Annotated in this window: 21 protein-coding genes and 5 tRNA genes; 20 read left to right on the top strand and 6 right to left on the bottom strand. The window is 36.0% G+C overall.

The window, feature by feature from the left end:
* Window positions 1-129 precede the first annotated feature (129 nt).
* The 10 genes from LW139_RS12105 to LW139_RS12060 all read left to right on the top strand — a co-directional run bounded on the left by LW139_RS12105 (window position 130) and on the right by LW139_RS12060 (window position 7,837).
* Entirely contained in the window at window positions 130-3,162 is a 3,033-nt protein-coding gene (locus tag LW139_RS12105) for a DUF2339 domain-containing protein (RefSeq protein WP_166540527.1), read from the top strand.
* 97 nt (window positions 3,163-3,259) lie between these two features.
* A complete protein-coding gene (locus LW139_RS12100) occupies window positions 3,260-3,664 on the top strand; it encodes a GFA family protein (protein WP_166540526.1) in 405 nt (134 codons plus the stop codon).
* 196 nt (window positions 3,665-3,860) lie between these two features.
* Window positions 3,861-4,544 carry a LuxR C-terminal-related transcriptional regulator gene (locus LW139_RS12095; RefSeq protein WP_227335440.1) on the top strand — a complete coding sequence of 228 codons (684 nt, stop codon included), beginning with the start codon at window positions 3,861-3,863 and terminating at the stop codon, window positions 4,542-4,544.
* Complete coding sequence (uvrC, locus tag LW139_RS12090; RefSeq protein ID WP_247849999.1) at window positions 4,528-6,360, top strand: excinuclease ABC subunit UvrC; 1,833 nt, start codon at window positions 4,528-4,530, stop codon at window positions 6,358-6,360. Before LW139_RS12095 ends, uvrC begins: the two co-directional genes overlap by 17 nt.
* A gap of 55 nt (window positions 6,361-6,415) precedes the next feature.
* Window positions 6,416-6,964 carry a CDP-diacylglycerol--glycerol-3-phosphate 3-phosphatidyltransferase gene (gene pgsA / locus LW139_RS12085; protein WP_109407677.1) on the top strand — a complete coding sequence of 183 codons (549 nt, stop codon included), beginning with the start codon at window positions 6,416-6,418 and terminating at the stop codon, window positions 6,962-6,964.
* A gap of 141 nt (window positions 6,965-7,105) precedes the next feature.
* A tRNA-Gly gene (locus LW139_RS12080) sits at window positions 7,106-7,181 on the top strand.
* 25 nt (window positions 7,182-7,206) lie between these two features.
* A tRNA-Cys gene (locus LW139_RS12075) sits at window positions 7,207-7,280 on the top strand.
* A gap of 5 nt (window positions 7,281-7,285) precedes the next feature.
* Window positions 7,286-7,372 (top strand) — tRNA-Leu (locus tag LW139_RS12070).
* Window positions 7,373-7,498: 126 nt separating this feature from the next.
* Window positions 7,499-7,585, top strand: a tRNA-Leu gene (locus tag LW139_RS12065).
* A gap of 165 nt (window positions 7,586-7,750) precedes the next feature.
* Window positions 7,751-7,837: transfer RNA gene (locus LW139_RS12060), tRNA-Leu, on the top strand.
* A gap of 50 nt (window positions 7,838-7,887) precedes the next feature.
* Here the strand turns inward: LW139_RS12060 and LW139_RS12055 are convergent.
* From LW139_RS12055 to copM, 3 genes are all read right to left on the bottom strand, one after another.
* Window positions 7,888-9,057, bottom strand: a complete 1,170-nt coding sequence (locus LW139_RS12055; protein WP_166540524.1) for an iron-containing alcohol dehydrogenase — start codon at window positions 9,055-9,057, stop codon at window positions 7,888-7,890.
* A gap of 241 nt (window positions 9,058-9,298) precedes the next feature.
* Window positions 9,299-10,210, bottom strand: a complete 912-nt coding sequence (locus LW139_RS12050) for an AraC family transcriptional regulator (protein ID WP_109407675.1) — start codon at window positions 10,208-10,210, stop codon at window positions 9,299-9,301.
* 168 nt (window positions 10,211-10,378) lie between these two features.
* Window positions 10,379-10,744 (bottom strand): CopM family metallochaperone, encoded by a 366-nt coding sequence (copM, locus tag LW139_RS12045; protein ID WP_109407674.1) that lies wholly within the window; start codon window positions 10,742-10,744, stop codon window positions 10,379-10,381.
* A gap of 291 nt (window positions 10,745-11,035) precedes the next feature.
* Between copM and LW139_RS12040 the strand changes: the two genes are divergently transcribed.
* The 5 genes from LW139_RS12040 to LW139_RS12020 all read left to right on the top strand — a co-directional run bounded on the left by LW139_RS12040 (window position 11,036) and on the right by LW139_RS12020 (window position 14,943).
* A complete protein-coding gene (locus LW139_RS12040) occupies window positions 11,036-11,821 on the top strand; it encodes a class I SAM-dependent methyltransferase (protein WP_166540522.1) in 786 nt (261 codons plus the stop codon).
* Between the two features lie 202 nt (window positions 11,822-12,023).
* A complete protein-coding gene (locus tag LW139_RS12035) occupies window positions 12,024-12,443 on the top strand; it encodes a hypothetical protein (RefSeq protein ID WP_247849998.1) in 420 nt (139 codons plus the stop codon).
* 462 nt (window positions 12,444-12,905) lie between these two features.
* Complete coding sequence (locus LW139_RS12030) at window positions 12,906-14,135, top strand: sugar transporter (protein ID WP_166540521.1); 1,230 nt, start codon at window positions 12,906-12,908, stop codon at window positions 14,133-14,135.
* Window positions 14,136-14,268: 133 nt separating this feature from the next.
* Window positions 14,269-14,601: an SMR family transporter gene (locus LW139_RS12025; RefSeq protein WP_072068325.1), complete on the top strand. Its 333-nt coding sequence runs from the start codon at window positions 14,269-14,271 to the stop codon at window positions 14,599-14,601.
* A gap of 33 nt (window positions 14,602-14,634) precedes the next feature.
* A complete protein-coding gene (locus LW139_RS12020; protein ID WP_166540520.1) occupies window positions 14,635-14,943 on the top strand; it encodes a putative hemolysin in 309 nt (102 codons plus the stop codon).
* 74 nt (window positions 14,944-15,017) lie between these two features.
* Here LW139_RS12020 and dsbB read toward each other — a convergent pair whose 3' ends face one another.
* Together dsbB and nhaB are read right to left on the bottom strand one after the other, a co-directional pair.
* Complete coding sequence (gene dsbB / locus LW139_RS12015) at window positions 15,018-15,542, bottom strand: disulfide bond formation protein DsbB (RefSeq protein ID WP_109407670.1); 525 nt, start codon at window positions 15,540-15,542, stop codon at window positions 15,018-15,020.
* A gap of 174 nt (window positions 15,543-15,716) precedes the next feature.
* The gene (gene nhaB / locus LW139_RS12010; protein ID WP_247849997.1) at window positions 15,717-17,261 is read right to left on the bottom strand and encodes a sodium/proton antiporter NhaB; all 1,545 of its coding nucleotides are present in this window, start codon (window positions 17,259-17,261) and stop codon (window positions 15,717-15,719) included.
* Between the two features lie 233 nt (window positions 17,262-17,494).
* On the opposite strand from nhaB, the gene fadR reads away from it, so the two are divergent.
* The 5 genes from fadR (at window position 17,495) to LW139_RS11985 (ending at window position 24,317) form a co-directional block, all read left to right on the top strand.
* Window positions 17,495-18,214 carry a fatty acid metabolism transcriptional regulator FadR gene (gene fadR, locus LW139_RS12005; protein WP_109407668.1) on the top strand — a complete coding sequence of 240 codons (720 nt, stop codon included), beginning with the start codon at window positions 17,495-17,497 and terminating at the stop codon, window positions 18,212-18,214.
* Between the two features lie 472 nt (window positions 18,215-18,686).
* Complete coding sequence (locus tag LW139_RS12000) at window positions 18,687-19,991, top strand: D-amino acid dehydrogenase (protein WP_166540518.1); 1,305 nt, start codon at window positions 18,687-18,689, stop codon at window positions 19,989-19,991.
* Between the two features lie 13 nt (window positions 19,992-20,004).
* Window positions 20,005-21,117: an alanine racemase gene (alr, locus tag LW139_RS11995; protein WP_227335428.1), complete on the top strand. Its 1,113-nt coding sequence runs from the start codon at window positions 20,005-20,007 to the stop codon at window positions 21,115-21,117.
* Between the two features lie 49 nt (window positions 21,118-21,166).
* Window positions 21,167-23,470: a carbamoyltransferase HypF gene (gene hypF / locus LW139_RS11990; RefSeq protein WP_227335426.1), complete on the top strand. Its 2,304-nt coding sequence runs from the start codon at window positions 21,167-21,169 to the stop codon at window positions 23,468-23,470.
* Window positions 23,471-23,564: 94 nt separating this feature from the next.
* Complete coding sequence (locus LW139_RS11985) at window positions 23,565-24,317, top strand: MipA/OmpV family protein (protein ID WP_227335424.1); 753 nt, start codon at window positions 23,565-23,567, stop codon at window positions 24,315-24,317.
* A gap of 103 nt (window positions 24,318-24,420) precedes the next feature.
* Here LW139_RS11985 and LW139_RS11980 read toward each other — a convergent pair whose 3' ends face one another.
* Window positions 24,421-25,305 (bottom strand): D-hexose-6-phosphate mutarotase, encoded by an 885-nt coding sequence (locus LW139_RS11980; RefSeq protein ID WP_247849996.1) that lies wholly within the window; start codon window positions 25,303-25,305, stop codon window positions 24,421-24,423.
* Between the last annotated feature and the right edge of the window lie 47 nt (window positions 25,306-25,352).

Raw genomic sequence — 25,352 nt, 5'->3', positions numbered from 1 at the left:
TAGGTTTAAATCAAAAGTTCTTGAAATTGATTATTTAGGAATAAACTAAGATAAATCTGTGAAAATTAAAGTATAACTAAGGTTAAGAGATTAAAAATATACGGTGTATTATGCAAAAGGATTAGGTTGATGGATGATTTTCTGACACTCATCGTTACGATATTTGTCGTGGTATCTTTGTATTGGCAATATCATTCCTATACAAATACTAACTCATTGTTGTATCGAATTAAGCAACTTGAAGAAAAGCTTACTGAACAACAAGCTAAATTACTTAAGTTATTAAATAAAAATAGCTCTGCAAATGAGAGTGCAGATCTTGATGATAATAAAAATGAAATAGGCGATTTATCGCGTGAAATAAAAGGAGAGCCAAAATCAACTTCATCAAGTTATCAGCCTAAAACAAGCTCATTCATTAACAAAACAGAAGAGATACAAAATAAGGTTGAAAATAAAGAGCCACCTGTTTATCAACAAGCACAGGTATCAAGAGAAACAACATTCGATAAAGTTTCTCCTAAAGAACAACCTTCGATCGCAGATACTTCTATTAGCAAGGAACTTAATGTAGAAAATCCACACTCCAATAAGTCAACCTTCTCTAAGCAGGAGCAAAAACCTTACCAACCTAAAATTTCAACGAGCCGTTTTGCTCATCATTATCAGAACGAGCCTAAAAACACACCAACTGAAATTTCACCAACTCCACTTACAGAGAATATTGTGAATGTAGCGAGAGCCAATCAATCTGGATCTCAAACAGATAATATAGGTACAACAGCTCAAGCCAGACCCGCATCACAATATAGACCTGCTTTAAATCCTCGACCAAAACGTCAACAAAAATCAATTTTGGGACTTATTTGGAATTGGGTAGTAACAGGAAATCCGTTAGCTAAAATAGGGATGTTATTACTCTTTTTTGGTCTATCTTATTTACTTAAATACAGTATTGAGAATGAACTTGTCTCAGCATCAACACGTTTAATGATGGCTGGAACAGGATGTTTGGTCTTATTAGGCCTCGGCTGGTGGCTTAGAAAGAAAAATCTGATGTATGCACTTATTTTGCAAGGAGGCGGAATAGGTGGGCTGTATATCACTATTTTTGCAGCTACTAAAATTTATGATTTTATTCCTATTGGCATCGCATTAGCCATTCTGGTGTTTATTTGTATAGTCAGTGTTATTTTAGCGGTTCTTCATCGAGCAATTAGTTTAGCTGTATTAGCTTCATTAGGCGGTTATTTAGCACCTGTTTTATTGTCTACGGGCAGTGGCAATTATATTGCATTGTTTAGCTATTATCTTATTCTTTCCATAGGCATTCTTATTATTAGCCATTGGCAAGTTTGGCGTTTATTAAATCTTATTGGTTTTGCTTTTACTTTTGGTATTGGTTTTATATGGGCAATACCAAATTACACTCATGCCGATTATTTACCTTGCCAGCTATTTTTAATTGCAAATTGGTTGATTTTTGGTGTTGCAACGGAACTTTCAACATTAAAAAATAAGCTGAGGCTCAATATTCCTTTTGATGCCACATTATTATTTGGTACACCGTTGATTGGTTTTATTTTCCAACACCGATTAGCGTCAGAATGGGAATACGGCGTTGCTATTGCTTCATCTCTTTATGGATTAGCCTATTTTGCGTTGAGTTGGTTTGTCCTTAAACGCTATCGCGAAGAGGGTAAATTACTGGCTATTGCTTTCTTTATGCTATCAGCCACATTTGCTACTTTAGCTGTACCATTTGCTTTCTCTGCTGAATGGACATCTATGGTATGGGCAATTGAAGGAGTTATGATCCTTGCGTTTTCTGTTTTACAGCAACAAAAGAAACCAGCTATTGCCGGGACTATTTTAGTTGCAGTTTCCTTTGTTCTGTTATTTAACATGCGTGTTATTTCGTTAAGCGATTGGCTAATGTTTATAACACAAATGATTGTTGTATTTGCAGTGGCGATACTGTGGTATCGAGCTAAATTTATTAATATTGATAACCGTACTATTGGATATGTAACACTATTTATTGCTGCGGTGAGTTGGGGATATTGCGTATTCACTTTACAAGAGTATGGCGAATATTGGTTCTCTCCAAGTGTGAAATCCATCACTTTTGCTTTTATTCTTATTAGTTGCTGGGGAATGTATTTCGTAGGTAAAAAAACACAATTTTCTGAATTAGCGAGTTGCTCTGTTTTGTTGTGGCCAATGTCAGCGCTTATTCTGTTAGTGTATATTTTCCTTGCTGGGTCATTAATTGACAATTGGTTAAGTGCCATTGTATGGATAGCAATATTTGTGAGTGGCTTCTATTTACTTAAGGTTAATACGTTATTGCCTACACAAAGGTTAAATAAAGCATTAATTCATGTTATGCATCTTGTTTTTATTGGTTTGTTCTTATTCACTGAAATAATTTGGCTAATAGATACCACTTATCTTTATATAAGCCTGCATTTTGCCAGTGTTATTTTTTCCATTAGTTTATATATAGCAATAAGCACTATACTTGTTATGAGAGTTAATTGGATTAAAGTATATCTAAATACTTATTTAGTAATAACAGTACCTGTTTTAGCTTTACTCGCTCTTTCTTTAATTTTTGCAAATATGAATAATGGCACTGAAAGTGGTATTAAATTTATACCACTCTTTAATCTGATGGATCTCATGGGAATTGTGGGGATATGGGTTGGCTATAAATTTATTTCAGTAATGAAACAGTCTCCTAAATATCAACAGTTATTACAAAATAACTTCCCATTATACAATTATATTATTCCTGCGATAATTTTCTGGTGGGCTAACGGAGTTTTATTAAGAGGATTAGTCTTTACTACTGATATTGACTGGACAATGTATGAGATCATTAACTCTAAAGTGATCCAAACAGTATTAGCCATTATTTGGGCAATTACTGCATTAGTGACAATGATAATGGCAACACGCAAAAAATCACGTTCAAGTTGGTTTATTGGTGGTGGGTTATTAGCAGTTGTCATCGCTAAGCTCTTCTTAATTGATACATCGCTAAGTAGTGGATTACTTAGAGCATTGGCCTTTATTGGTGTTGCTATATTGATTTTGTTAATCGGTTATTTCTCACCATTACCGCCTAAAAAGCAAAGTCAGAAGACAAAAATGTAGGAAATATTCACGCTTAAAAATACTTATTTGAGAAATTAAATCATGCATATAATCTTAAAAAATTTATGCATGATTTAAAAAGAAGAGGAGAGTATCGATGCATCAAGGCCAATGTTTGTGTGGTGGTGTTAAATTGTCAACCACACGAGATATTTCTGATCTCAGCGCTTGCCATTGCAGTATGTGTTTACGTTGGAATGGTGGTCCTGGGTTTTCAATTGATTGTCAGTCAGATTTGAGTATCGAAGGTGAAGAAAATATCACACTCTATGATTCATCATTATGGGGTGAGAGGGCATTTTGTAAGCACTGCGGTTCTCATCTTTTTTATCATTTGAAAGAAGCCAATATTTATTATGTATCAGCAGGATTGTTTTCTGAAACCAAAGAAAGCAAGCTTACTCTACAAATTTATATAGATAATAAACCTCATTATTATAACTTTATAGAAAAAACACCGATGCTTACAGAAAAAGATATTATGGATATGTTTAATAAATAATATTGGTATTATTTATTAATTGTATACATTTACATTTTTGATTGTAATAAAGGCTCATTTATATGAGCCTTTATTTATATCTGAACAGTTAATAGATTGATTTAATAAAAATAAGATATGGTTGGGAAAAAGCTAGAATGTTAATGAGCAATGCAATATGATAATTAGATATTTAAATAAATACAGATTTTTTAACATGTTAACTGAAAAGGAAAAATTATTGATAAATACAATAATAATAAGTCAGGTTGAGTTATTTAGTTTGGGAATAAAAACACTTCTTAGTCAAATCAAAAAAATCAATATTAGAAATATTATGACTGATGAAACAGAAGCATTCCGCTATTGTCGTCAGTTTTCTATTAACCTTATTATTATCTACTCATCTCCTTCAGTTTCATTAATTGATTCAATAAAAAGGATTAAACGTTCATTCTTATCAATTAAAATTATTGTTATTTCACCTAATACTGATTCCATTTTATCTATACCGCTTCTTCAATTAGGAATTGAAGGTTTTGTGGTCATAGATGCCTCGTGTGAAAATATTCTTCAAGCCATTCGGCAAGTGTGCATTGGCCAGCGTTATTTAAGCCAAGAGCTTGCTATGGATATAGCATTGGCTAAATTACAAAAAGATTTGAATCCATTACATCATTTATCTGAAAGAGAATTGCAAGTGATGTCTATGATAATTAGAGGAAAAAAAATCACACAAATCGCAGATGAGCTAAATCTCAATACAAAAACAGTAAATAGTTACCGTTATCGAATGTTTAGTAAACTTAAAATCTCAGGTGATGTAGAATTAACTCATATAGCAATACGTTATGGGTTAATTGAGATAGAGAGTCATTTACAAAGTGGAAGACAAATTTGACGCCAAAGCATTCTTAAGCCGAGTCACTGATAAACCAGGTGTTTATCGAATGTACGACGCAACAGATACTGTAATTTATGTCGGTAAAGCCAAAGATCTGAAAAAAAGGCTTTCGAGTTATTTTCGTGTGCAAGTAAATAGCCGTAAAACCGAGGCATTGGTTAAGTGTATTGCAAATATTGATGTGACTATTACACATACAGAAACAGAAGCATTGTTGTTAGAGCATAGTTACATTCAGCGCTATCAACCTCGTTATAATGTGTTATTACGAGATGATAAATCTTATCCTTATATTTATTTAAGTGGAGATAAACACCCAAGACTTGCTAGCTACCGTGGTGCAAAGCATGCAAAAGGGGAATATTTTGGGCCTTTTCCTAACTCTTTTGCAGTAAGAGAAACCTTGGCATTGATGCAAAAATTATTTCCTATTCGTCAATGTGAAGACAGTGTGTATCGCAATCGTTCAAGGCCTTGTTTACAGTATCAAATTGGTCGCTGCCTGGCACCTTGTGTGAAAGGTTATGTTTCAGATGAAGAATACGCTCAACAAGTTAATTATGTACGGCTTTTTCTTTCTGGTGATGATACACAAGTGATTGAAGGCCTTGTGGCGCGAATGGAAGAAGCAAGCCAAGATTTACGCTTTGAAGAAGCCGCACGTATTCGTGATCAGATTCAAGCTGTAAGACAAGTGACGGAAAAACAATTTGTTGCCAATATTGGTGATGATCTTGATGTGATTAGTGTTGCTTTTAATGGCGCGATTGCTTGCGTGCATGTTCTCTTTTTCCGACAAGGTAAAGTGTTGGGAAGCCGAAGTTATTTTCCTAAAATTCCAGCAAATACTTCACTTGATGAGGTTGTTCAAACTTTTATTGGTCAATTTTATTTACAAGGAAGTGCTATTAGAACATTACCGACTGAAATTCTGCTCGATTTTAATTTGGAAGATAAAGCGATCCTTTCTGAATCTATCTCATCCATTGCAGGGCGAAAAATTCAAATTCAAACTAAACCTCGTGGTGATAGAGCGCGTTACTTGAAATTAGCTAGAACAAATGCAGCAACAGCATTGGCCTCAAAACAAGTCGAACAATCGACAATTTCACAACGCTATGCCTCATTGATGTCTCTTCTTGATATGAAAGAGATAAAACGAATGGAATGTTTTGATATTAGTCACACCATGGGGGAACAAACTGTGGCTTCATGTGTAGTATTTGATATGAATGGCCCATTAAAATCGGAATATAGACGTTATAATATTAGTGGTATTACTCCTGGTGATGATTATGCGGCGATGAATCAAGTACTCACTCGACGTTATGGTAAATCATTAGAAGAAAATAAAGTTCCTGATATTATCTTTATTGATGGTGGTAAAGGGCAATTAGCACAAGCAATAGAAGTATTTGCTTCTCTGGATGTTGATTGGGATAAGTCACACCCTAAATTAATTGGCGTTGCAAAAGGGAGTGATCGTAAAGCAGGGCTTGAAACCTTGTTTTTTGTCCCCGAAGGTGAAGGAATGGCATTACCTTCTGATTCACCTGCATTGCATTTGATTCAACATATACGTGATGAATCGCATCGCCATGCAATAACTGGGCATCGTCAACGTAGAGCGAAAGTGAAAAATACTAGCTCATTAGAGTCTATTGAAGGTGTGGGGCCTAAACGTCGTCAAATGTTATTGAAATATATGGGAGGGCTACAAGCTTTACGAGATGCAAGTGTAGAAGAAATTGCGAAAGTCCCCACAATTTCGACAGCATTAGCAGAAAAAATATTTAATGCGTTGAAACACTAAGTGTATTGATGCACCATATTAATAACTCTCACTTTTCTAGGTCGTGTAGAACGCTATGCAACTAAATATCCCAACTTGGCTAACTCTATTTCGTGTCGCTTTAATCCCATTCTTTGTTTTGGTGTTCTATTTACCATTCAAAGATGCTCCATTAGTATGTGCTATTATTTTTATGGTAGCCGCTGCAACTGATTGGTTTGATGGGTTTTTAGCACGTAGATTGAAACAAACTACTCGCTTTGGGGCTTTTCTTGACCCAGTGGCAGATAAAGTAATGGTTGCAACAGCACTTGTTTTAATTACAGAGTATTATCATGAGTGGTGGATAACTTTACCAGCAGCAACCATGATCGCTCGTGAAATAATTATCTCTTCATTAAGAGAGTGGATGGCAGAATTAGGGAAACGCAACAGTGTTGCTGTTTCTTGGATTGGAAAAGTGAAGACAACCGCACAAATGGGATCGTTAGTTGTGTTATTATGGCGTCCTACGGTTGAAGCTGAATGGTTTGGATTTGCATTATTGTATATCGCAACCGTGTTGACTTTCTGGTCAATGTTTCAATATTTGAGCGCGGCATGGTCAGATTTGCGTGAAGCTTGATCGAAATGACTGAAAATTCACCGAACAGTCAAAAAGATGCAAATATAGTGTTGACTAGATTCAGGAAATCAGTAGAATGCAACGCATCGAAAGGCACAACGGTTTACAGAAATAAATAAGTAAATCAGCAAGTTCGGTAAAGCGGGAATAGCTCAGTTGGTAGAGCACAACCTTGCCAAGGTTGGGGTCGCGAGTTCGAGTCTCGTTTCCCGCTCCAATCTCTTATGAGATTGAGCAGTTGAGGCGCGTTGGCAGAGTGGTCATGCAGCGGATTGCAAATCCGTGTACCTCGGTTCGATTCCGGGACGCGCCTCCATTAATGCCCAGGTGGTGAAATCGGTAGACACAAGGGATTTAAAATCCCTCGGCTGTAAGGCTGTGCGGGTTCAAGTCCCGCCCTGGGCACCATCTCTTTTAGATAAAGAGTTTGGTGCAAAAGAAAAGTCCATTGTGAATGGCATTGTGCAGTAGTTAAGTCGTCCATACCAGTATTTATCTTAATTATAAGAATTTACGGACGCACCACAGAATTTAGCCCAGGTGGTGAAATCGGTAGACACAAGGGATTTAAAATCCCTCGGCTGTAAGGCTGTGCGGGTTCAAGTCCCGCCCTGGGCACCATATAAAACGCGGACCTCAACTTAGGTCCGTTTTTTCTTCCACTAGCAACAAGTTAGTGAAAGAAAAGTAAAAGATTAAAGTTAGTGATTTTAGAAGTAAGTACTTTAAATTTATTTGTTACCTTGTTTATTAATAATATTATCTGTAACAGATAAATACAATTTAGCCCAGGTGGTGAAATCGGTAGACACAAGGGATTTAAAATCCCTCGGCTGTAAGGCTGTGCGGGTTCAAGTCCCGCCCTGGGCACCATATAAAAAAGCGGACCTCAATGAGGTCCGTTTTTTTGTATTTAAATCGTATTAAAAACAGTCCTCTAAGATAGTAAGCACATCTTTAGTTGTTAACTTTTTATAACCTTTACCAATAATTGTTGTGGATTGAGCAATACTTGGTAGCATTTCTTTTGTCGCACCTAGTGCTTCTAATGAAGTTACTATACCGCACTCTTTTGTGAAGCGTTCAAGTGCATCAATACCTTCAAGTGCAATTTGATCTTGATTTTTACCTTCAGTAGAAACTCCCCATACTTGAGTAGCAAAGCGTACAAACTTTTCAATGCCGAATTTATAGATAAGACGATAATAAGGCAGAGAAATTGCAGCAAGCCCCATTCCATGAGCACAATCGGTATAAGCGCCTAATTGATGTTCAATCATATGAACTTGCCAATCTTGTGTTTTTGAAAGCCCTGTCAAAGTGTTTAATGCCAGAGTTGCATTCCACATCAGATTACTTCTTGCTTCATAATCAGTTGGGTTTTTAAGTGCGATACGCAAATTATCAATAGAAGATTTTAATAAACTTTCAATTAAATAATCGGTTGTATTTGCGCCTTGATCTGAAAAGTATTGTTCCATCAGATGGGACATTGTGTCATATACGCCACTCACCATCTGATACTGAGAAACTGTAAAGGTATATTCTGGATTTAAAATTGAAAATTTAGGAAATACATTGGCTGGAAAAACACGGCCAATCTTATATTTTGTTTCTTCATGCGTAATGACTGAACCGCCATTCATTTCAGAGCCTGTTCCTACCATGGTAAGAATTGACGCGACAGGAATAATTTTATTTTCAATTTCTTGATATTCAATCCAATACTTTTGAAAAGGATCTTCATTTTCACAATAAGCAGAAACAGAGATGCCTTTGGCACAATCAATAACGGAACCTCCACCCACAGCTAAAATCAAGCTGACATTATGTTCACGTACTAATTGAGCGCCTTCCATCATTTTTGCATAGGTTGGATTAGGCATAACGCCAGATAACTCAACTACTTTTTTTCCTGCATGTTTTAGTATTGCCATGACCTCGTCATAAAGGCCATTAGATTTGATAGCATTACGGCCATACATCAGCATGATGGTTTCGCCATAATGTGATAATTCATCATTTAATTTAGCAAGAGAGTTCTTACCAAAATGAATGGTTGTCGGATTGTAGTAAGTGAAATCGAGTTGCATTTTGATATCCTATTGCAATATTAAGTTGATAGCTATCCCGTTGAAGTATAGTTTATTTTTCAACATCAAAAGATATGGTCTTTTTTGGGGTGATATAAATGCTATCGTTTTCGCATTTAGATATGAATGTCCGATCTTCTTAGTCTCTTGCCTATTTTTCCAAAAAACTAAAAAAATGATAATAAATAATATAAATAGACAATAATGATAAAACGATTGGGCTTATAAAAAGTGATTGTATTCAAACATTAGTAGATTCTTTGAGCATTTTAATATCAGTTGCAGGAGGTGCTCCAAATAATCGGCTATATTCACGACTGAATTGAGAAGGGCTTTCATAGCCAACACGAAATGTTGTTGTTATTGCTCCTAAATTTTCAGTTAACATTAATCGTCGAGCTTCGTTGAGGCGAAGTTTTTTCTGAAATTGGAGTGGTGTCATTGATGTCATTGTCCGAAAATGAGTATAAAAAGCAGATTTACTCATTCCTGTGTATGAGGCTAATTCATTGATATTGAGTGGTTTTACAAAATTATTTTTTAACCAATCAACGGCTTTTGATATTTGATGGCTATGACTACCCGCAGTGACGATTTGATTTAATCGCTCACCTTGCTCTGTTAGCAGCAAACGATAAAAAATCTCACGTTTTATACCTGGAGCAAGAATTTTAATACTATCAGGGGTATTAAGAAGATCGAGTAAGCGAATAAATGCATTTAATAGAGGCTCTGATAATTCACCAATTGCAATCCCTTTTTGAGCGCTTGAATTTAAATTAAATATTAATTCACTATCGACGATCAGTTGAGATATTTCTTGTAGATCTAATTCCATTACAAGCCCTAAAAAAGGTTTATCCTCACTGGCTTTCATAATATTTGCCATAACGGGAAGATCGATGGAAGAAATTAAAAAATGGTTGGCATCATAAATAAAACTTTCTTCCCCTAAAATCACTCTTTTTTCACCTTGAGCAATTAAGCATATACCTGACTTATGTGTATGACTGGTAATAGATGTAGGGGAAGTCCAGTGCGTTAATGCTAATCCTGGAATTTGGCTATCAAAATAATGTGTATTATGAGTCCATTTTGCAATTTGCATGGCAAGTTTTTGGGTTAATAATGCCATGTTTTCTCTATTATTCATGTGGACTCCATACAGGGTAAAGCGAAAAATATTACTCCAATAGTAAAATTATAATGTATGAGATGAATATTAGACAATTATTTGATTTAGCTTGAATAGGAAATTTGGCAGGGAATATTAAAAATAAAACCGGCTATGATCTAAAAGATCATAGCCAATAGGAATCTATTACTTATTAGTTTTATTCTTTTCTAACCATTTTTGCATTTGTTCAATTTCAGGGCCTTGAGCATCAATAATGGCTTGAGCTAGCTTGCGCATTTCAGGATCTGTACCATATTTCAATTCAATTTTAGCCATATCGATAGCGCCTAAATGGTGGGCAATCATACCATCAGCAAAAGCAACATCTGCATTATCTGTGTTCATTCCTTTTGCCATATCAGCATGCATTTTATTCATAGATTCATTGAGCTCTTTTTGCATTGGAGAGCTATTATGTGATGTATCCATATTCATATGTGTATTGTTTGCCATTGCGCCAAAAGAAATAGCACTCATTAAAATAATAGTGGCAGGTAAAATCTTTTTCATAACAGTTTCCTTTACTTTATCGTGAAATTGTTATCACTCTAAAGATTCCCCTTAGGGGAAGGTCAATGTTGTTATCCAAAGTTTAATATTCTTTACTTTTAATGACGTAATTACAGAGTAGTTTATTTAACTCATTCTATTTCAATAAATTTTATCTTACATTTAAGAATTTATTTATTGTGCACTTTAAGATTTTATTTATAAAAAAACGAGAAAAGCAATGATAACTATTCCCATCAAATGTTTTTTATTATAAAGTTGCATTATTAATGCAACTTTATGGGTGGCAATATGGAAACTCAAACAACAACACAATCTATATCTCAAGAACAATCAAAGGCAGGGCATACTTTTTTAGCTAGTTTAGGAAAAACACGCTTAAGACCGGGTGGTGTGGAGGCATCTGATTGGTTAATTAATAACGGGCATTTTACAACCTCAAGTTATGTTTTAGAGATTGCTTGTAATATGGCGACAACGTCAATTGAAATAGCACAAAAATATGGTTGTCACATTATTGCGATTGATATGGATGAAAAGGCATTAGCTAATGCACAACATAATGTTGAAAATGCGCAGTTATCACATTTGATTCAGCTAACAAAAGCCAATGCCTTATCTCTGCCTTTTCCCGACAATAGCTTTGATATTGTTTTAAATGAAGCGATGTTGACAATGTATGCGGATAAAGCCAAAGCTAAATTAGTAAAAGAATATTATCGTGTTTTAAAACCCGGTGGTTTGTTATTAACACATGATATTATGAAAAAAAATAATGATGTAGATAAAGATAATTTAATTGGGGTCGTAAAATCGAACGTGGCTCCTATGTTTAAGCAAGAGTGGCATGACTTGTTTGCTAATATTGGGTTTTCAGAAGTAAAAATGAAATCAGGCAATATGAGTCTAATGTCACCTACAGGTTTAATTCGTGATGAAGGTTTACTTAGAACCGCAAAAATAATTAAAAATGGGTTGAAAAACAAACAAAATAGAGAAAGGTTTCTATCCATGTTTCGTTTTTTTAGAGAAAACCGCCATAATTTAAATTATATTGCGTGTTGCTCTAAGAAATGATTTTTATCAAGATAAATTTATATATGATTATAAGCACCTACAATTAGGTGCTTATTTTTTATAAAAATAAAATAAGAATAATTAGAACTGTATACCTCAGTAATAAAATGTAAAAAATAAAAAGAATCGTAATCCAGATTGAACCTGAATTATTTAAACTATATATATTAAAAACAGAGATAACTAATATGTGGAGTTAAAGATGAAACAGATACTCATTATTGCAGGGGGGCTTTTATCACTGACAATCATGTTGGCTATTTTTATTGCCATTTTAATGGTGTCTGTCTTTAAAGAAACAACAGCTGAACTTTGGAATGAAGGCCGTGAAGTCATTGAAAATTCATCATCAAAAATGAGCGAAACTATTTCTACGGTAGAAGCAAAACGCGATACACTTATGGTTGTCTATAAGTCAAAAGAGAATAATGGTAGTTGCCAGCAATTAGCTCAAAAGCTAAATGAGGTTGATCATGCACTTTCTAATGGGCATTTAATTTTGCCTCGTCCGGCAGTAGAACAAATAGCTACCATTAAAAATGCTTTTGATGAATCAACTTCGCCCACAAGAAACATAGCTTGCGAGCAAGCAATTCAAGTTATTGATAATTTAAGTCAGTAATTACTATATCCTTCCTATTTTTATTCATTTTTCATATCAAATATAAGAATATTTTTAATAAATAAATTAATATTTCTTATCTTAATTCAATGAATATACTGCGTATTTTTACTCGGATTTGTTTGTTTTTATTATTTTAATTAGATTGCGAATGAGATATTTATATCTGCAATCTTTGTATGCTTAGAATATGTTAACGTTAAAAAGAAGTTGCACTAGGGATTTAAAGTCATGAGATGAATATGCTAAAATTGATAGCTGATTCGCTTTAGCTACAAAGTTTAGTCATAATTTGGTTTGTTTTTTGTTTTTAAAAAACACATTTTTTGTATTTATGCCATTTTTTTATTACCAATAAACCTAAACTTTTTAGAGTAAGTGGACAAAGCGAGTTACATGAAGGCTTATATTATAAAGCAATGATATATACATCAATATTATTTAAGAAAGCATCGACTAATTATGAATATCGCAACACCAAACATAAATGAAGTAAGCCGCCAAACAGCGTGGGTCAGGGTAATAATATTGTCGTTTGCAGCTTTCGTTTTTAATACAACAGAATTTGTTCCTGTTGCTCTGTTAAGTGATATTTCTGAAAGCTTTGGGATGATCCCAGCTCAAACAGGTTTAATGATCACAATATATGCTTGGGTGGTTGCTTTAATGTCGTTACCATTAATGATAATGACAAGTAAAGTTGAACGCCGTAAGTTACTTATTATCTTATTTATTCTTTTTATTTTAAGTCATATTTTGTCTGGTTTAGCATGGGATTTTAACTCGTTGATTGCAGGGCGTATAGGCGTTGCTTTTTCTCATGCAGTTTTTTGGTCTATTACTGCCTCATTGGCAATTAGAGTCGCACCTCCAGGTAAACGAGCACAAGCATTAGGTTTATTAGCAACAGGAACAGCATTAGCTACGGTTCTCGGCTTACCTATTGGGCGTGTTGTTGGGCAATGGTTAGGATGGCGTGCAACCTTTATGGGAATTGGTATTTTAGCTTTAATTACCATGTTTGCATTAATGCGTTATTTGCCTTTATTACCCAGTGAGCATTCAGGTTCATTAAAAAGTGTACCTGTATTATTAAAACGCGGGCCATTAATGGGGATTTTCCTGTTAACAGTTATTGCCGTTACTGCACATTTTACGGCTTATAGTTATATCGAGCCTTTTGTTATTGATATTGCAAAATTAAATCAAAACTTTGCTACGTTAGTTTTACTTATTTTTGGTGGTGCTGGTATTATTGGCAGTGTGCTATTTAGTCGTTATAGTGCCAAGTTGCCAACATCATTTTTATTTTTTGCACTAATTTTACTTACTGCTTGCTTAAGTTTATTAATGATAAGTAGCCAAAATTTAACGACATTCATTGTGTTGATTATATTTTGGGGGATTGGTTTTATGTGTATCGGCCTTGGTATGCAAGTTAAAGTGATTGATTTAGCTCCCGATGCAACAGATATCGCGATGTCTATTTACTCTGGTATTTTTAATATTGGCATTGGTGCAGGGGCTTTGATTGGTAATCAAGTTATCTTACATGCGGGTATGCCAAATATGGGTTATGCAGGAATGATATTAAGCATTATTGCTGTTATTTGGTGTGGCTTTATTTTTAGCCGTTATCGCGTTTCTATGGGGGGAAAGCCCCGTAAAAAGAATCAGCTTCATCAACACTAAATAAGTATTTTTATTTTAAAAGGCATCTATTCAATATGAAAGATGCCTTTTTTATTTGTTGTAGATGAATATCCTTAATATGGCTTGTGATAGAATTCACAAAATTGACTTTATATAAGATTAAGGCGAAAAAATGAATGGATTAACTTATCTAATGTTGGCGATTATATCGGAAGTGATTGCGACAACAATGTTAAAAGCCTCTGAAGGCTTTAGTCGATTATATCCATCAATTGTTGTTGTCATTGGCTATTGTTTTTCTTTTTGGGCACTTTCTCAAGTGGTAAGAGTTATGCCTTTGGGTATTGCTTATGCAATATGGAGTGGTTTAGGGATAGTGTTAGTTTCTGTTGCGGCAGTTTTTATCTATCAACAAAAACTTGATTTACCTGCCATTATTGGTATGGGATTGATTATTGCTGGTGTTTTAGTCATAAACTTACTCTCAAAAAGTGCTTCACACTAATAGTGAATAACAGCAGACATTAGGGTGCCTTTGATGCAAAAAAAATTTAAAACAACATGTTATCTGTTTATGTTAGTTGGCTTTGGTTTTATTGCAGGATGCAGTAGTTCAACCCAGACAGAATATTCATCAACACAAGCAGTGAATAAAAGCAGAACAATACCGACAACAAGTCTTAGTGTTCCTTTAGATGAATCGGCTAAGGCAACATGTGTTTTTTCAGGAGGGATACCTTCTTTAAACTATGAATTACATGGTGGGCAGACACCTGTGTGTCAGTTTGCTAATGGTAAACGCTGTAGTGAACAGGCTTTAATTGAAGGTGCTTGTATTCCAGGTTAGAACTATTTAGTCAATGTTGAAGTTTTATTTTTCGACAATAAATAGCCCTTAGTGTGTTACTAAGGGCTATTTTTTTATTCTTTTGATTTAAAAGAACTTGTGATTTGGCTCATTAAGACCAATAGACCCACAACAAAATAAGCAGAGAAAATAATTAGCATCCACTGAGGCATTTCTAATGTTAAGAATTGCCATTGGCTGACAGAGCAGTCACCCGTTGCTTGGAATACAGCAGGGAACCAATTTTGTAATGCAAACCAAGAAGGTAATGTGACAAAGAAGTCACATGTTGCAAAAGGTGATGGATTAAGAATAAGTTGCGTATGCTCCCAAGCCAATTCAATGCCTCGGTAAGCTGAATAAAGCCATAAAAAACTACCTGCCATACGCATGAGTGCCATTTTGGGTGCGCTTGCACCAATAAATGCGGCAACTAATATTCCTAATACTGCGATGCGTTGATAAACGCACATCACACAAGGCATTAATTCCATTCCGTACTGAAAATACAATGCAGCACCTTCAAGACCTATTGCTGTTAATGCAAGCAATAGCCATGAAAAACGGCGTTGTGACCAGTGACGAAGAGCAGTCAGCATAATAATGTCCATTTAAATATTAAAATAAGTGTCTATTTTGCCCAAAATTCAAGTGCAAAAAAAGTTAAAACCTGTTATTTCACAAATATTTACATTCAACCTTCTTTTAATGAAAAAAATAGGACTTTTATCAAGTAAAAGTCCTATTTATGTGGTGTAACTGTAGAACTATTGTTATGGAATAGCAACTAAGCCTATTTCATAAAACCAATGTGTTGTAGGAACTAGCCAGAATTCAACCGCTAGTAGACCAAATAATGTCATTACAATAGTATATGGCAGAGCCATTATTACCATTCGTCCATACGATAAACGAATAAGTGGAGATAGCGCAGAGGTTAATAAGAATAGGAATGCAGCTTGGCCATTAGGTGTGGCAACAGAAGGTAAGTTTGTACCTGTATTAATAGCAACACCAATATGTTCATATTGTGATTGACTAATTAATCCATCTTGTAAGGCCGTTAAGGCTTCGCTGATATAAACAGTACCCACAAAAACGTTATCTGAAATGGCAGACAATAGACCATTAAACAGATAGAAGAGAGAGAGCTGTGAGGACTCTGAAGCTTGGAGAACAAACTGAATAATTGGGCCGAATAATTGTTGGTCAATAATAACTGCAACAATTGAGAAGAAAACGGTCAATAATGCAGTGAAAGGTAAGGCTTCTTCAAATGCTTTACCGAGCGCATGCTCTTCTGTAATACCACAAAATGTAGTCGCAAGAATGATAACAGATAAACCAATAATACCGACTTCTGCTAAATGAAGAGCTAAAGCAACAATTAACCAGACTCCAATTAATGCTTGAACCATCAATTGTGCTTTTTCTTGAGAAGTGCGTTTTTCACTGTTTTTCTTATCGTATTCAGTTAAAACTTTACGAACTAAATCAGGTAATTCAGCACCATAACCAAAAAGCTTAAAGCGCTCAACCAAATAGCACACAGCAAGGCCTGCAAAGAAAACAGGAATTGTTACAGGTGACATTCGAATAAAGAAAGTCACAAAATCCCATTCTAAATGTTTTGCAATAATCAGGTTTTGCGGTTCACCTACCATGGTCATTACGCCACCTAATGCAGTACCTACACCAGCATGCATCATTAAGCTACGTAAGAAAGCACGGAATTGTTCTAATGTTTGTTTTTTCTCTGCGGTATCAATAAATCCATCATTATTTAGCTCTGTTCCTGCTTGGTTAGAGGCGAAATTATGATAAATAGAGTAGAAACCAAGAGAAACACTGATCACAACAGCGATAACGGTTAAAGCATCTAAAAAGGCAGATAAAAATGCACTTGCGAAGCAAAAAGCAATAGATAACATTCGTTTAGAACGAATGGATAAAAGCAGTTTGGTAAAAGCAAAAAGTAATAATTGCTTCATAAAATAGATACCCGCAACCATAAAGACTAAAAGTAAAATAACTTCAAGGTTGTTGGCAATTTCATGACCAATTTGTTTTGGGCTAGTCATTCCAATAATGACAGCCTCAATGGCAAGTAGTCCTCCTGGTTGTAATGGGTAACACTTTAACGCCATAGCTAGAGTGAAAATAAATTCTACAACTAATAGCCAACCGGCGACAAAAGGGTCAACAAAGAAAAAAATCAGTGGGTTGATAATTAAAAAAGTAAGAATAGCAAGCTTATACCAATCGGGAGAATTTCCCATAAAGTTCTTCAGTAGTGCTTGTCTTATACTCATATCCATTAGGTTTCTCATCCTCCAAACAGAGATTTTAAGCGCAATCATGCGCGATCTAACCATAGTACGCGTTAATTGCTGTGAAATTAAGCGCGTTAGTAATAATAAATTGATAAAACAACATCAGGTTTTATGATGCCACTCACTATTTAATGATGGTTGAGCTATATCAAAATTACGCATTCTGATATTATCTTTTTCATTATTAGCAGAAAAATCGCTTCGGAAGAAATAAAAATATGGTTATTAAGGCTCAAAGCCCCGCAGGTTTCGCGGAAGAGTATATTGTTGAAAGCATCTGGAATAATCGTTTTCCCCCTGGTTCTATCCTACCAGCGGAACGTGAACTATCTGAATTAATTGGTGTAACAAGAACCACATTAAGAGAAGTATTACAGCGTCTTGCTCGTGATGGATGGTTAACGATCCAACATGGAAAGCCAACAAAGGTAAACAATTTCTGGGAAACATCTGGCCTTAATATTCTTGAAACTGTAGCTCGTCTCGATCATGATCGTGTACCGCAATTAATTGATAATTTATTGGCGGTAAGAACTAATATTTCAGCTATTTTTATCCGCACTGCGTTTAGAAGCAATCCTGAAAAATGTATTGAAGTTTTAAACCATGAGCTTACTACTGAAAATAGTGCTGATGAGTTTAGTGAACTGGATTACAACATTTTTCGTGGCTTAGCTTTCGCATCAGGCAATCCAATTTATGGCCTTATCCTCAATGGTTTAAAAGGTCTGTATACGCGTGTTGGTCGTTACTATTTTTCAAATATTCAAGCCAAAGAGCTTGCTTTAGCATTCTATAAAAAATTAGCTGCATTGTGTGAACAGAAAGATGTTGAGCATGTAATGGAGTGCGTTCGCCAATATGGTAAAGACAGTGGGATTATCTGGCAAAGCTTGCAATCACCACTCCCTAGTGATTTGGAAGAAATTAAACGCTAATTTTTGCGGTTTTTGTCATAATAGAAAAAGCCAGTATCCTCATTGATTTGTGATACTGGTTTTTTTATGCTTTTAAAAAACAAAGTGTCATATTTTAGGCAATGCTTTAAATAGGCTAATTTTAGTAAAAAGAGTTACCAAAGTTAGTTAATTAAAAAATTATAATCTAATGTTTTTGCTATATTTGGTTTTTAATAAAACTCACACTCGGGTTTTCTACGGATTAAATTCTCATCAAAGTAAATTAATTTATTAACAAATATTCTTATAATTTATATATAAAAAAATATCTTGTTGATTTTATTTGTTAATTTGACAATTCTCGTTAAAAATTACTTATTCAATATTAGCCAAATGTGACTTAACTCTAAAATTTGCTTTTTTATTCGCCTAGATGATTATTCTATATTGGCTTTTTGTGTATGGAATATTATTCTTATGTTATATCAATGTAAATTATTGGAGTCTTGCCATGAAAGTGATCATCTTAGGTGGCGGCGTTATTGGTGTAACAAGTGCGTGGTATCTTGTGCAGCAAGGGCATGAAGTCATTGTTGTTGACAGACAAAATAGTGCAGCAGAAGAAACCAGTGCGGGTAATGCTGGTCAGATATCGCCAGGATATGCAACCCCTTGGGGCGCTCCGGGTATTCCATTAAAAGCAGTAAAATGGATGTTCCAGAAACATGCACCTTTAGCCATTAAACCGGACGGTTCACTTTTCCAATTACGCTGGATGTGGCAAATGTTACGTAATTGTGATGCATCACATTACACTATGAATAAAAGTCGTATGGTGCGCATTGCTGAATATAGCCGTGATTGTATTCGTCAGTTGCGTCAAGATACGGGAATAGAATATGAAGGGCGCCAAGGGGGAACTCTTCAACTTTTCCGTGATCAAAAGCAATTTGATAATGCCGCCAATGATATTGCTGTCTTAAAGCAAGAAGGCGTTGCTTATGAATTATTGACGGCAGAGCAACTTAAATTCGCAGAGCCTGCATTAGAGCATGTTAGTCATAAACTCACCGGTGGTTTGCGTTTACCAAATGATGAAACAGGTGACTGCCAAATTTTTACGAAAAAACTCGCTAAAATGGCAGAAGACGCGGGTGTTACATTCTTATTTAACAAAGAAATCAAACATTTGTTATTTGATGGTGATAAAGTAGCGGGCGTTCAATGCCATGATGGATTACTTACTGCGGATCATTACGTTGTCGCAATGGGTTCTTATTCAACGGAATTTCTGAAAAATAAAGTCGCCATTCCTGTTTATCCGCTTAAAGGTTATTCACTCACGATGCCGATTATTGATGCTTCAAGAGCACCAACATCAACTATTCTCGATGAAACCTATAAAATAGCAGTAACTCGTTTTGATGAGCGAATCCGTGTTGGTGGAATGGCAGAAGTTGTTGGTTTTAATTTGAATGTTTTAAAATCGCGCTGTGAAACATTAAAAATGGTTGTACAAGATCTCTATCAAGGTGGTGGCGATATAGAAAAAGCCACATTCTGGACAGGACTAAGACCTATGACACCAGATGGTACGCCTATTGTAGGGCCAACGGCTTATCGTAATTTATCTTTAAATACGGGACATGGCACATTAGGTTGGACGATGGCATGTGGCTCTGGGCAATTATTGGCTGATTTAATTTCAGGAAATAAACCTGCGATTGCTGCTGATGATTTATCTGTATTTCGTTATATCGATGGCTTTAATACTAAATTGCTCTTACCGGGGCAAAAGCTTGATGCTGCTTATTAATTGAGGAAAAAACATGTCCAGACCCACAAAAGTAACTATTAACCTCGATGCATTAAGCCATAACCTGTCTGTTATCAAAGAGAGAGTAAAAGGTAGCAAAGTGTGGTCTGTTGTGAAAGCAGATGCTTATGGGCATGGATTATCCTGTGTTTGGCCAGCATTGAGTCATACGGATGGTTTTGCATTAATTGAATTAGACAAAGCCATTATGCTAAGAGAGCAAGGATGGGTTGGCCCCATCCTTTTACTTGAAGGTTTTTTTAAACCTGAAGATGTTTATTTATTAGAACGTTATTCTCTAACAACAACAGTACATTCTGATTGGCAATTTGATGCCATAGAAAAAGCACAATTAGAACGCCCCATTAATATCTATCTTAAACTTAATAGTGGAATGAATAGATTAGGTTATCGTTCTGATGGTTATCAACAAGCTATCACCCGCGCTAAAAGCATCAATAACATTGGTTCTATTATTCAAATGTCGCATTTTGCTAATGCAGATACAGGACTGAATATGGATGCGCAAAAAGCGGTAATTAATCAAGCGATGGTCAAAGAATTACCTCGATGCTTAGCAAATTCGGCAGCAACGTTGTTTAACCCTGAAACATATCAAGATTGGGTGCGACCAGGCATTATTTTATATGGTGTTTCGCCTTCGGGTGTTTGGCAAGATATTGCTGATTTCGATTTACAACCCGTAATGACATTTAATAGTGAGATATTAGCCATTCAACAAGTGAAAAAAGGTGAGCCAATAGGCTATGGCAGTCGATATATTGCTGAGCGTGATATGCGAATAGGGGTTGTTGCCTGTGGTTATGCCGATGGTTATCCTAGACATGCGCCAGATGGTACACCAGTCATTGTTAATGGGCATAAAACACAATTAGTAGGGCGCATTTCGATGGATATGTTAACCGTTGATGTTACGGATTTCCCCGATATCAATTATGGTAGCCCAGTTGAATTATGGGGTGAACAACTACCTGTTGACGATGTTGCAACGGCCTGTGGCACTATTGGCTATGAGTTACTGTGTGCAATAGCGCCTCGAGTTACAGTTGAAGTGATGATAAATTTACCTAATTCCACTTTTTCTGATCTAAATGAAAGTTGTTGATAATCACTAAACTAGAATAAGCTTAAATTTATTTTGATTTGGTGATCCTATGAGTAACGGCATTGCATTGCGTGTGAAAGGTAAGGTTCAAGGCGTGGGTTTTCGTCCATTTGTTTGGCAATTAGCCCATCGTTTTGGTTTATTCGGGCAAGTGAGTAACGACAGTTTAGGTGTATTGGTGCATTTAACGTCTTCACCTAAAAATACACTTTTTATCGAAGCACTAAAAGCTGAATGCCCTCCATTAGCACGCATTGAACGTATAGAAGAATCACCCTATCAATGGGAACAGTTACCGACAGACTTTATTATTGTAAAAAGTGGTGGCGGTGAAATGGATACACAAGTGGTACCTGATGCCACGACTTGCAAAGCATGTATTGATGAACTGTTTGATCCCCAAAACCGTCGTTTTCATTATCCTTTTATTAACTGCACACACTGTGGACCTCGTTTTACTATCATAAAAAAAATGCCTTATGATAGGCCATTTACCTCGATGTCTGAATTTCCATTTTGCCCTGAATGTAAACATGAATATGAAGATCCTGCAGACAGACGATTCCATGCTCAGCCTAATGCGTGTCCTGTCTGTGGGCCTTATATTTGGCTTGCGAATGAGCAGGGGGAAGAGTTTGCAATCAAAGAATTTGCATTAACTCAAGCCTGCGAAGCGTTACTTGCTGGAAAAATTGTTGCTGTTAAAGGTATTGGTGGTTTTCATTTAGTATGTGATGCACGTAATAATGAGAGCGTTGCATTACTACGAAAACGCAAATACCGACCTGCGAAGCCATTAGCTGTGATGATCACTGGAATTGATCAAATTAAAGAAGATAATCAAGATCCTGATTTTCTTCCAACCGCTATCCAAACTCTGCAAAGCACTGCGGCTCCAATTGTATTAGTCCCTAAAACGGTTGCGCCTAAACTTGCGGAGCTTATTGCGCCAGGATTAACTGAAATTGGTGTTATGTTGCCAGCCAATCCATTACAACATTTATTAGCGCGCGGCACGAATATTCCACTGGTTATGACATCAGGAAATGCATCTGGTCACACTCCTGCATTAAGTAACGAAGATGCTTTAATGCAGCTTCACGATATTGCTGATCTATTCTTGATGCATAATAGAGAGATTATACAGCGAGCTGATGATTCATTAGTGCGTATTGAAGATAAGCAGAGTGTTATGATCCGCCGTTCTCGTGGCTATGTTCCTGATGCTATTTCATTACCTGACGATTTTGAACCACAACCCTCAGTGCTTGCAATGGGGGGGGATCTCAAAAATGTATTTTGCTTATTACGTCAGCATCAAGCCATTATGGGGCCTCATTTAGGGGATCTTGATGATTTAAGTGTACGCCAACAACTGATGAAATCATTAGATCTTTTTCAGCAAATTTATCGCTTTACGCCTAAAGCAATTGCGGTAGATGCACATCCTAATTACATTAGTCATCAACTGGGTAAACAATTTGCTCAAGAACAAAATATTCCTCTCATTGAAGTTTTTCACCATCATGCGCATATTGTTTCTTGTCTAGCTGAACATGGACATACCCATCAGCAAGGTGCTGTAGTAGGCATTGCACTTGATGGTTTAGGCTATGGGCAAGATGGTTCTTTATGGGGGGGAGAATGCCTACGGGTGGATTATCAAAAATCAGAACGAATAGGTGGGCTTCCTGCAGTTGCTATGCCTGGGGGAAATTTAGCTTCGATTCAACCTTGGCGAAACTGGTTCGCACATTTAGCTACTTTTTCTAAGAATTGGCAAGGTAGTGTTATCACCCAATTGATACCTAGTAATGATTTGCAAATATTAAGTAAGGCAGTAGAACGTGGTTTAAATTCGCCTAAAGCCTCTTCTTGTGGGCGTTTATTTGATGCGGTTTCAGCATCATTAGGATTAGCTCCTAAAGAAATAAGTTGGGAGGGTGAAGCAGCCAGTTACCTACAAACAGCAGCATTAGCGTGTCAAAAAGAAAAACAAACGGAAATTATCAAGCAATATGGGCATTTAATGCCTATAAAGAATAACTTGCTTGAACTGTCTGTTTTTTGGTCGCAATGGGAAAGTGTGAAGCTCAATGTCAGTGAAAAGGCGTGGCTATTTCATTATTTATTAGCTGAAAGTTTAGGCAATATTGCATTGCAATATGCCGATGAACATCAGATTGAGACCGTTGTACTTACGGGCGGTGTGTTAAATAACACATTACTCAAACATATGTTTAAGAAAAAATTAAACAATAAAAAAGTACTAACCCCTATGATGTTGCCCGTTGGAGACGGTGGTATTGCATTAGGGCAAGCACTGATTGCTACACATTTAATGCAAAACTAAAATAATTATAGGTAAAATAATATCGGTTCTAGTTAATTGTGACTGAAATTGGTTTTTGGTTGCTACTTTATTAATGACAATATGGAAAATCATCGTGAGTAATAAGAAGATTATCATTTCTTTAGCCGTTATTGCAGGACTTAGCACACCAGCAGCATTTGCTGGAGAATGGTCAATTGGTGGCTCAGTCTTAGCACAAGTCACTCCTTATAAAGGGGCTAAATCAAAAGATTATTTATTACCCGTGCCACAAGTTAACTACCAATCAGAAAATTTCTATTTTGCGACATTAGCCGCAGGGTATTACTTGTGGAACACACCTAAAGATAAACTTTCTGTTGATTTGCACTATTATCCTCAAGCTTATAAACCAAGTGATAGCGATGACGAGCAAATGAAAAAATTGAATCGTCGTCGTGATACTATGATGGGGGGGTTTACTTATAAACACCATGAATCATGGGGTAGCTTAAGAGCGATTGTTTCTGGTGATATGCTGGGTAAAAGTAATGGTATTATTGCTGATGCTGCCTATTTATATCCTTTCGAATTAGGTAATTGGTCTTTCCAACCTGGTGCGGGTATTGTTTGGGAAAACAAAAAGCAAAATCGTTATGCGTATGGTATTACTCATGCAGAATCACAGCGTAGTGGTTTAGCTGAATACACACCAAATGATAGTTGGAGACCTTATTTCGAGATTTCTGCCAACTACAAATTTGCTGAAAAATGGAACTTCTTTGCTATGGGGCGTGTTGACCATTTACCAAGTGAAGTTAAAGACAGCCCAATGGTGAATAAGTCTGTAACTGCGATTGTGTGGACTGGTGTGACTTATACATTCTAATCAATGTCTGTATGACGCTATAGATATTTTAATAGGCTATTTATGACAAAAAAGCTTCGATTTAAACCTCGAAGCTTTTTTATTTGTAATATGTGAATAATATTTATTTTTCAGCAATATTTTTACGAACACGTACTACCAAAGATAAACGACCAGGATGCACATTGTCTGGTTTTAATGGTTTATGGATACGTGCAGTTTCTACACAAGCCATTTTACGATAGCCGCCTGCACTCATATCTTTCATTGAACTTGCAAGCTCTGCGCCGGGGTTCCAGCACACCACATCACTATGGTGATAATGATGAACTTCAATTGTGCGATCCCAACCATCATCATGAATAAGATTAAAATCGTCAGGCTCTGTGTAAAGCCTGTCAGTGCGTCCATTAAAATGTAATGCGGTTTCATCAGTATAGACTTCTTTGTCCGCTACAGTGTCAATGTAGTGGCCTCCTAATCCGGTAACGGAGATATTATCAATATCACTCACATTAAAATAAGAGTGAAGGGCAGCTGTTGCTTCATAATCACCGTAAGATTCTAATTCTACTTCACAAGTTGCCCCTAATTTAAAACGAGCAATTAAAGTAAACGGATGAGGCCAATATTTTTGTGTTTGTTGGCTCTCTTTTAGTGTCATTGTAATAAGTACGCCGTCATCTTGTTCTGTGTGAGCGCTAAATTCCCAAGGTAGAATACGTGCAAATCCATGACTAGGTGTACCTGCTGAAGCGAACCAAGGCCAGCAAATAGGGATACCGCCACGAATGGCAACACCGGGAGTGAATAGAGATGCTTCACTGAGCCAAAAGACAGGGTGTTCTTGTGCTGGTTGCCAAGCAATTAAATGTGCACCTTGAAGGCTAATAGCTGCTCGTACTTTAGGATGTGAAATAACAAGGATAGGAAGTTCACCTAATTGCCGACGACTTAAATAAGGTGATATTTGTTCAATAATCGGCAATGAAAATATTTTCTCGTTCATTATCTTTTGGCCTTCTGTCACTGACTATTTCAATACAATAAACTGAC

This window comes from Proteus vulgaris (assembly GCF_023100685.1).
Taxonomy (GTDB): domain Bacteria; phylum Pseudomonadota; class Gammaproteobacteria; order Enterobacterales; family Enterobacteriaceae; genus Proteus.
This window is presented reverse-complemented; position numbering and strand designations above follow the sequence as displayed.

What these genes read in the sequence shown, in the direction of transcription:
- LW139_RS12105 (WP_166540527.1), top strand. Translation starts at nt 130, where the DNA reads ATGGATGATTTTCTGACACTCATCGTTACGATATTTGTCGTGGTATCT.
- LW139_RS12100 (WP_166540526.1), top strand. Translation starts at nt 3,260, where the DNA reads ATGCATCAAGGCCAATGTTTGTGTGGTGGTGTTAAATTGTCAACCACA.
- LW139_RS12095 (WP_227335440.1), top strand. Translation starts at nt 3,861, where the DNA reads ATGTTAACTGAAAAGGAAAAATTATTGATAAATACAATAATAATAAGT.
- pgsA (WP_109407677.1), top strand. Translation starts at nt 6,416, where the DNA reads ATGCAACTAAATATCCCAACTTGGCTAACTCTATTTCGTGTCGCTTTA.
- LW139_RS12055 (WP_166540524.1), bottom strand. Translation starts at nt 9,057, where the DNA reads ATGCAACTCGATTTCACTTACTACAATCCGACAACCATTCATTTTGGT.
- LW139_RS12050 (WP_109407675.1), bottom strand. Translation starts at nt 10,210, where the DNA reads ATGAATAATAGAGAAAACATGGCATTATTAACCCAAAAACTTGCCATG.
- copM (WP_109407674.1), bottom strand. Translation starts at nt 10,744, where the DNA reads ATGAAAAAGATTTTACCTGCCACTATTATTTTAATGAGTGCTATTTCT.
- LW139_RS12040 (WP_166540522.1), top strand. Translation starts at nt 11,036, where the DNA reads ATGGAAACTCAAACAACAACACAATCTATATCTCAAGAACAATCAAAG.
- LW139_RS12035 (WP_247849998.1), top strand. Translation starts at nt 12,024, where the DNA reads ATGAAACAGATACTCATTATTGCAGGGGGGCTTTTATCACTGACAATC.
- LW139_RS12030 (WP_166540521.1), top strand. Translation starts at nt 12,906, where the DNA reads ATGAATATCGCAACACCAAACATAAATGAAGTAAGCCGCCAAACAGCG.
- LW139_RS12025 (WP_072068325.1), top strand. Translation starts at nt 14,269, where the DNA reads ATGAATGGATTAACTTATCTAATGTTGGCGATTATATCGGAAGTGATT.
- LW139_RS12020 (WP_166540520.1), top strand. Translation starts at nt 14,635, where the DNA reads ATGCAAAAAAAATTTAAAACAACATGTTATCTGTTTATGTTAGTTGGC.
- dsbB (WP_109407670.1), bottom strand. Translation starts at nt 15,542, where the DNA reads ATGCTGACTGCTCTTCGTCACTGGTCACAACGCCGTTTTTCATGGCTA.
- nhaB (WP_247849997.1), bottom strand. Translation starts at nt 17,261, where the DNA reads ATGGATATGAGTATAAGACAAGCACTACTGAAGAACTTTATGGGAAAT.
- fadR (WP_109407668.1), top strand. Translation starts at nt 17,495, where the DNA reads ATGGTTATTAAGGCTCAAAGCCCCGCAGGTTTCGCGGAAGAGTATATT.
- LW139_RS12000 (WP_166540518.1), top strand. Translation starts at nt 18,687, where the DNA reads ATGAAAGTGATCATCTTAGGTGGCGGCGTTATTGGTGTAACAAGTGCG.
- alr (WP_227335428.1), top strand. Translation starts at nt 20,005, where the DNA reads ATGTCCAGACCCACAAAAGTAACTATTAACCTCGATGCATTAAGCCAT.
- hypF (WP_227335426.1), top strand. Translation starts at nt 21,167, where the DNA reads ATGAGTAACGGCATTGCATTGCGTGTGAAAGGTAAGGTTCAAGGCGTG.
- LW139_RS11980 (WP_247849996.1), bottom strand. Translation starts at nt 25,305, where the DNA reads ATGAACGAGAAAATATTTTCATTGCCGATTATTGAACAAATATCACCT.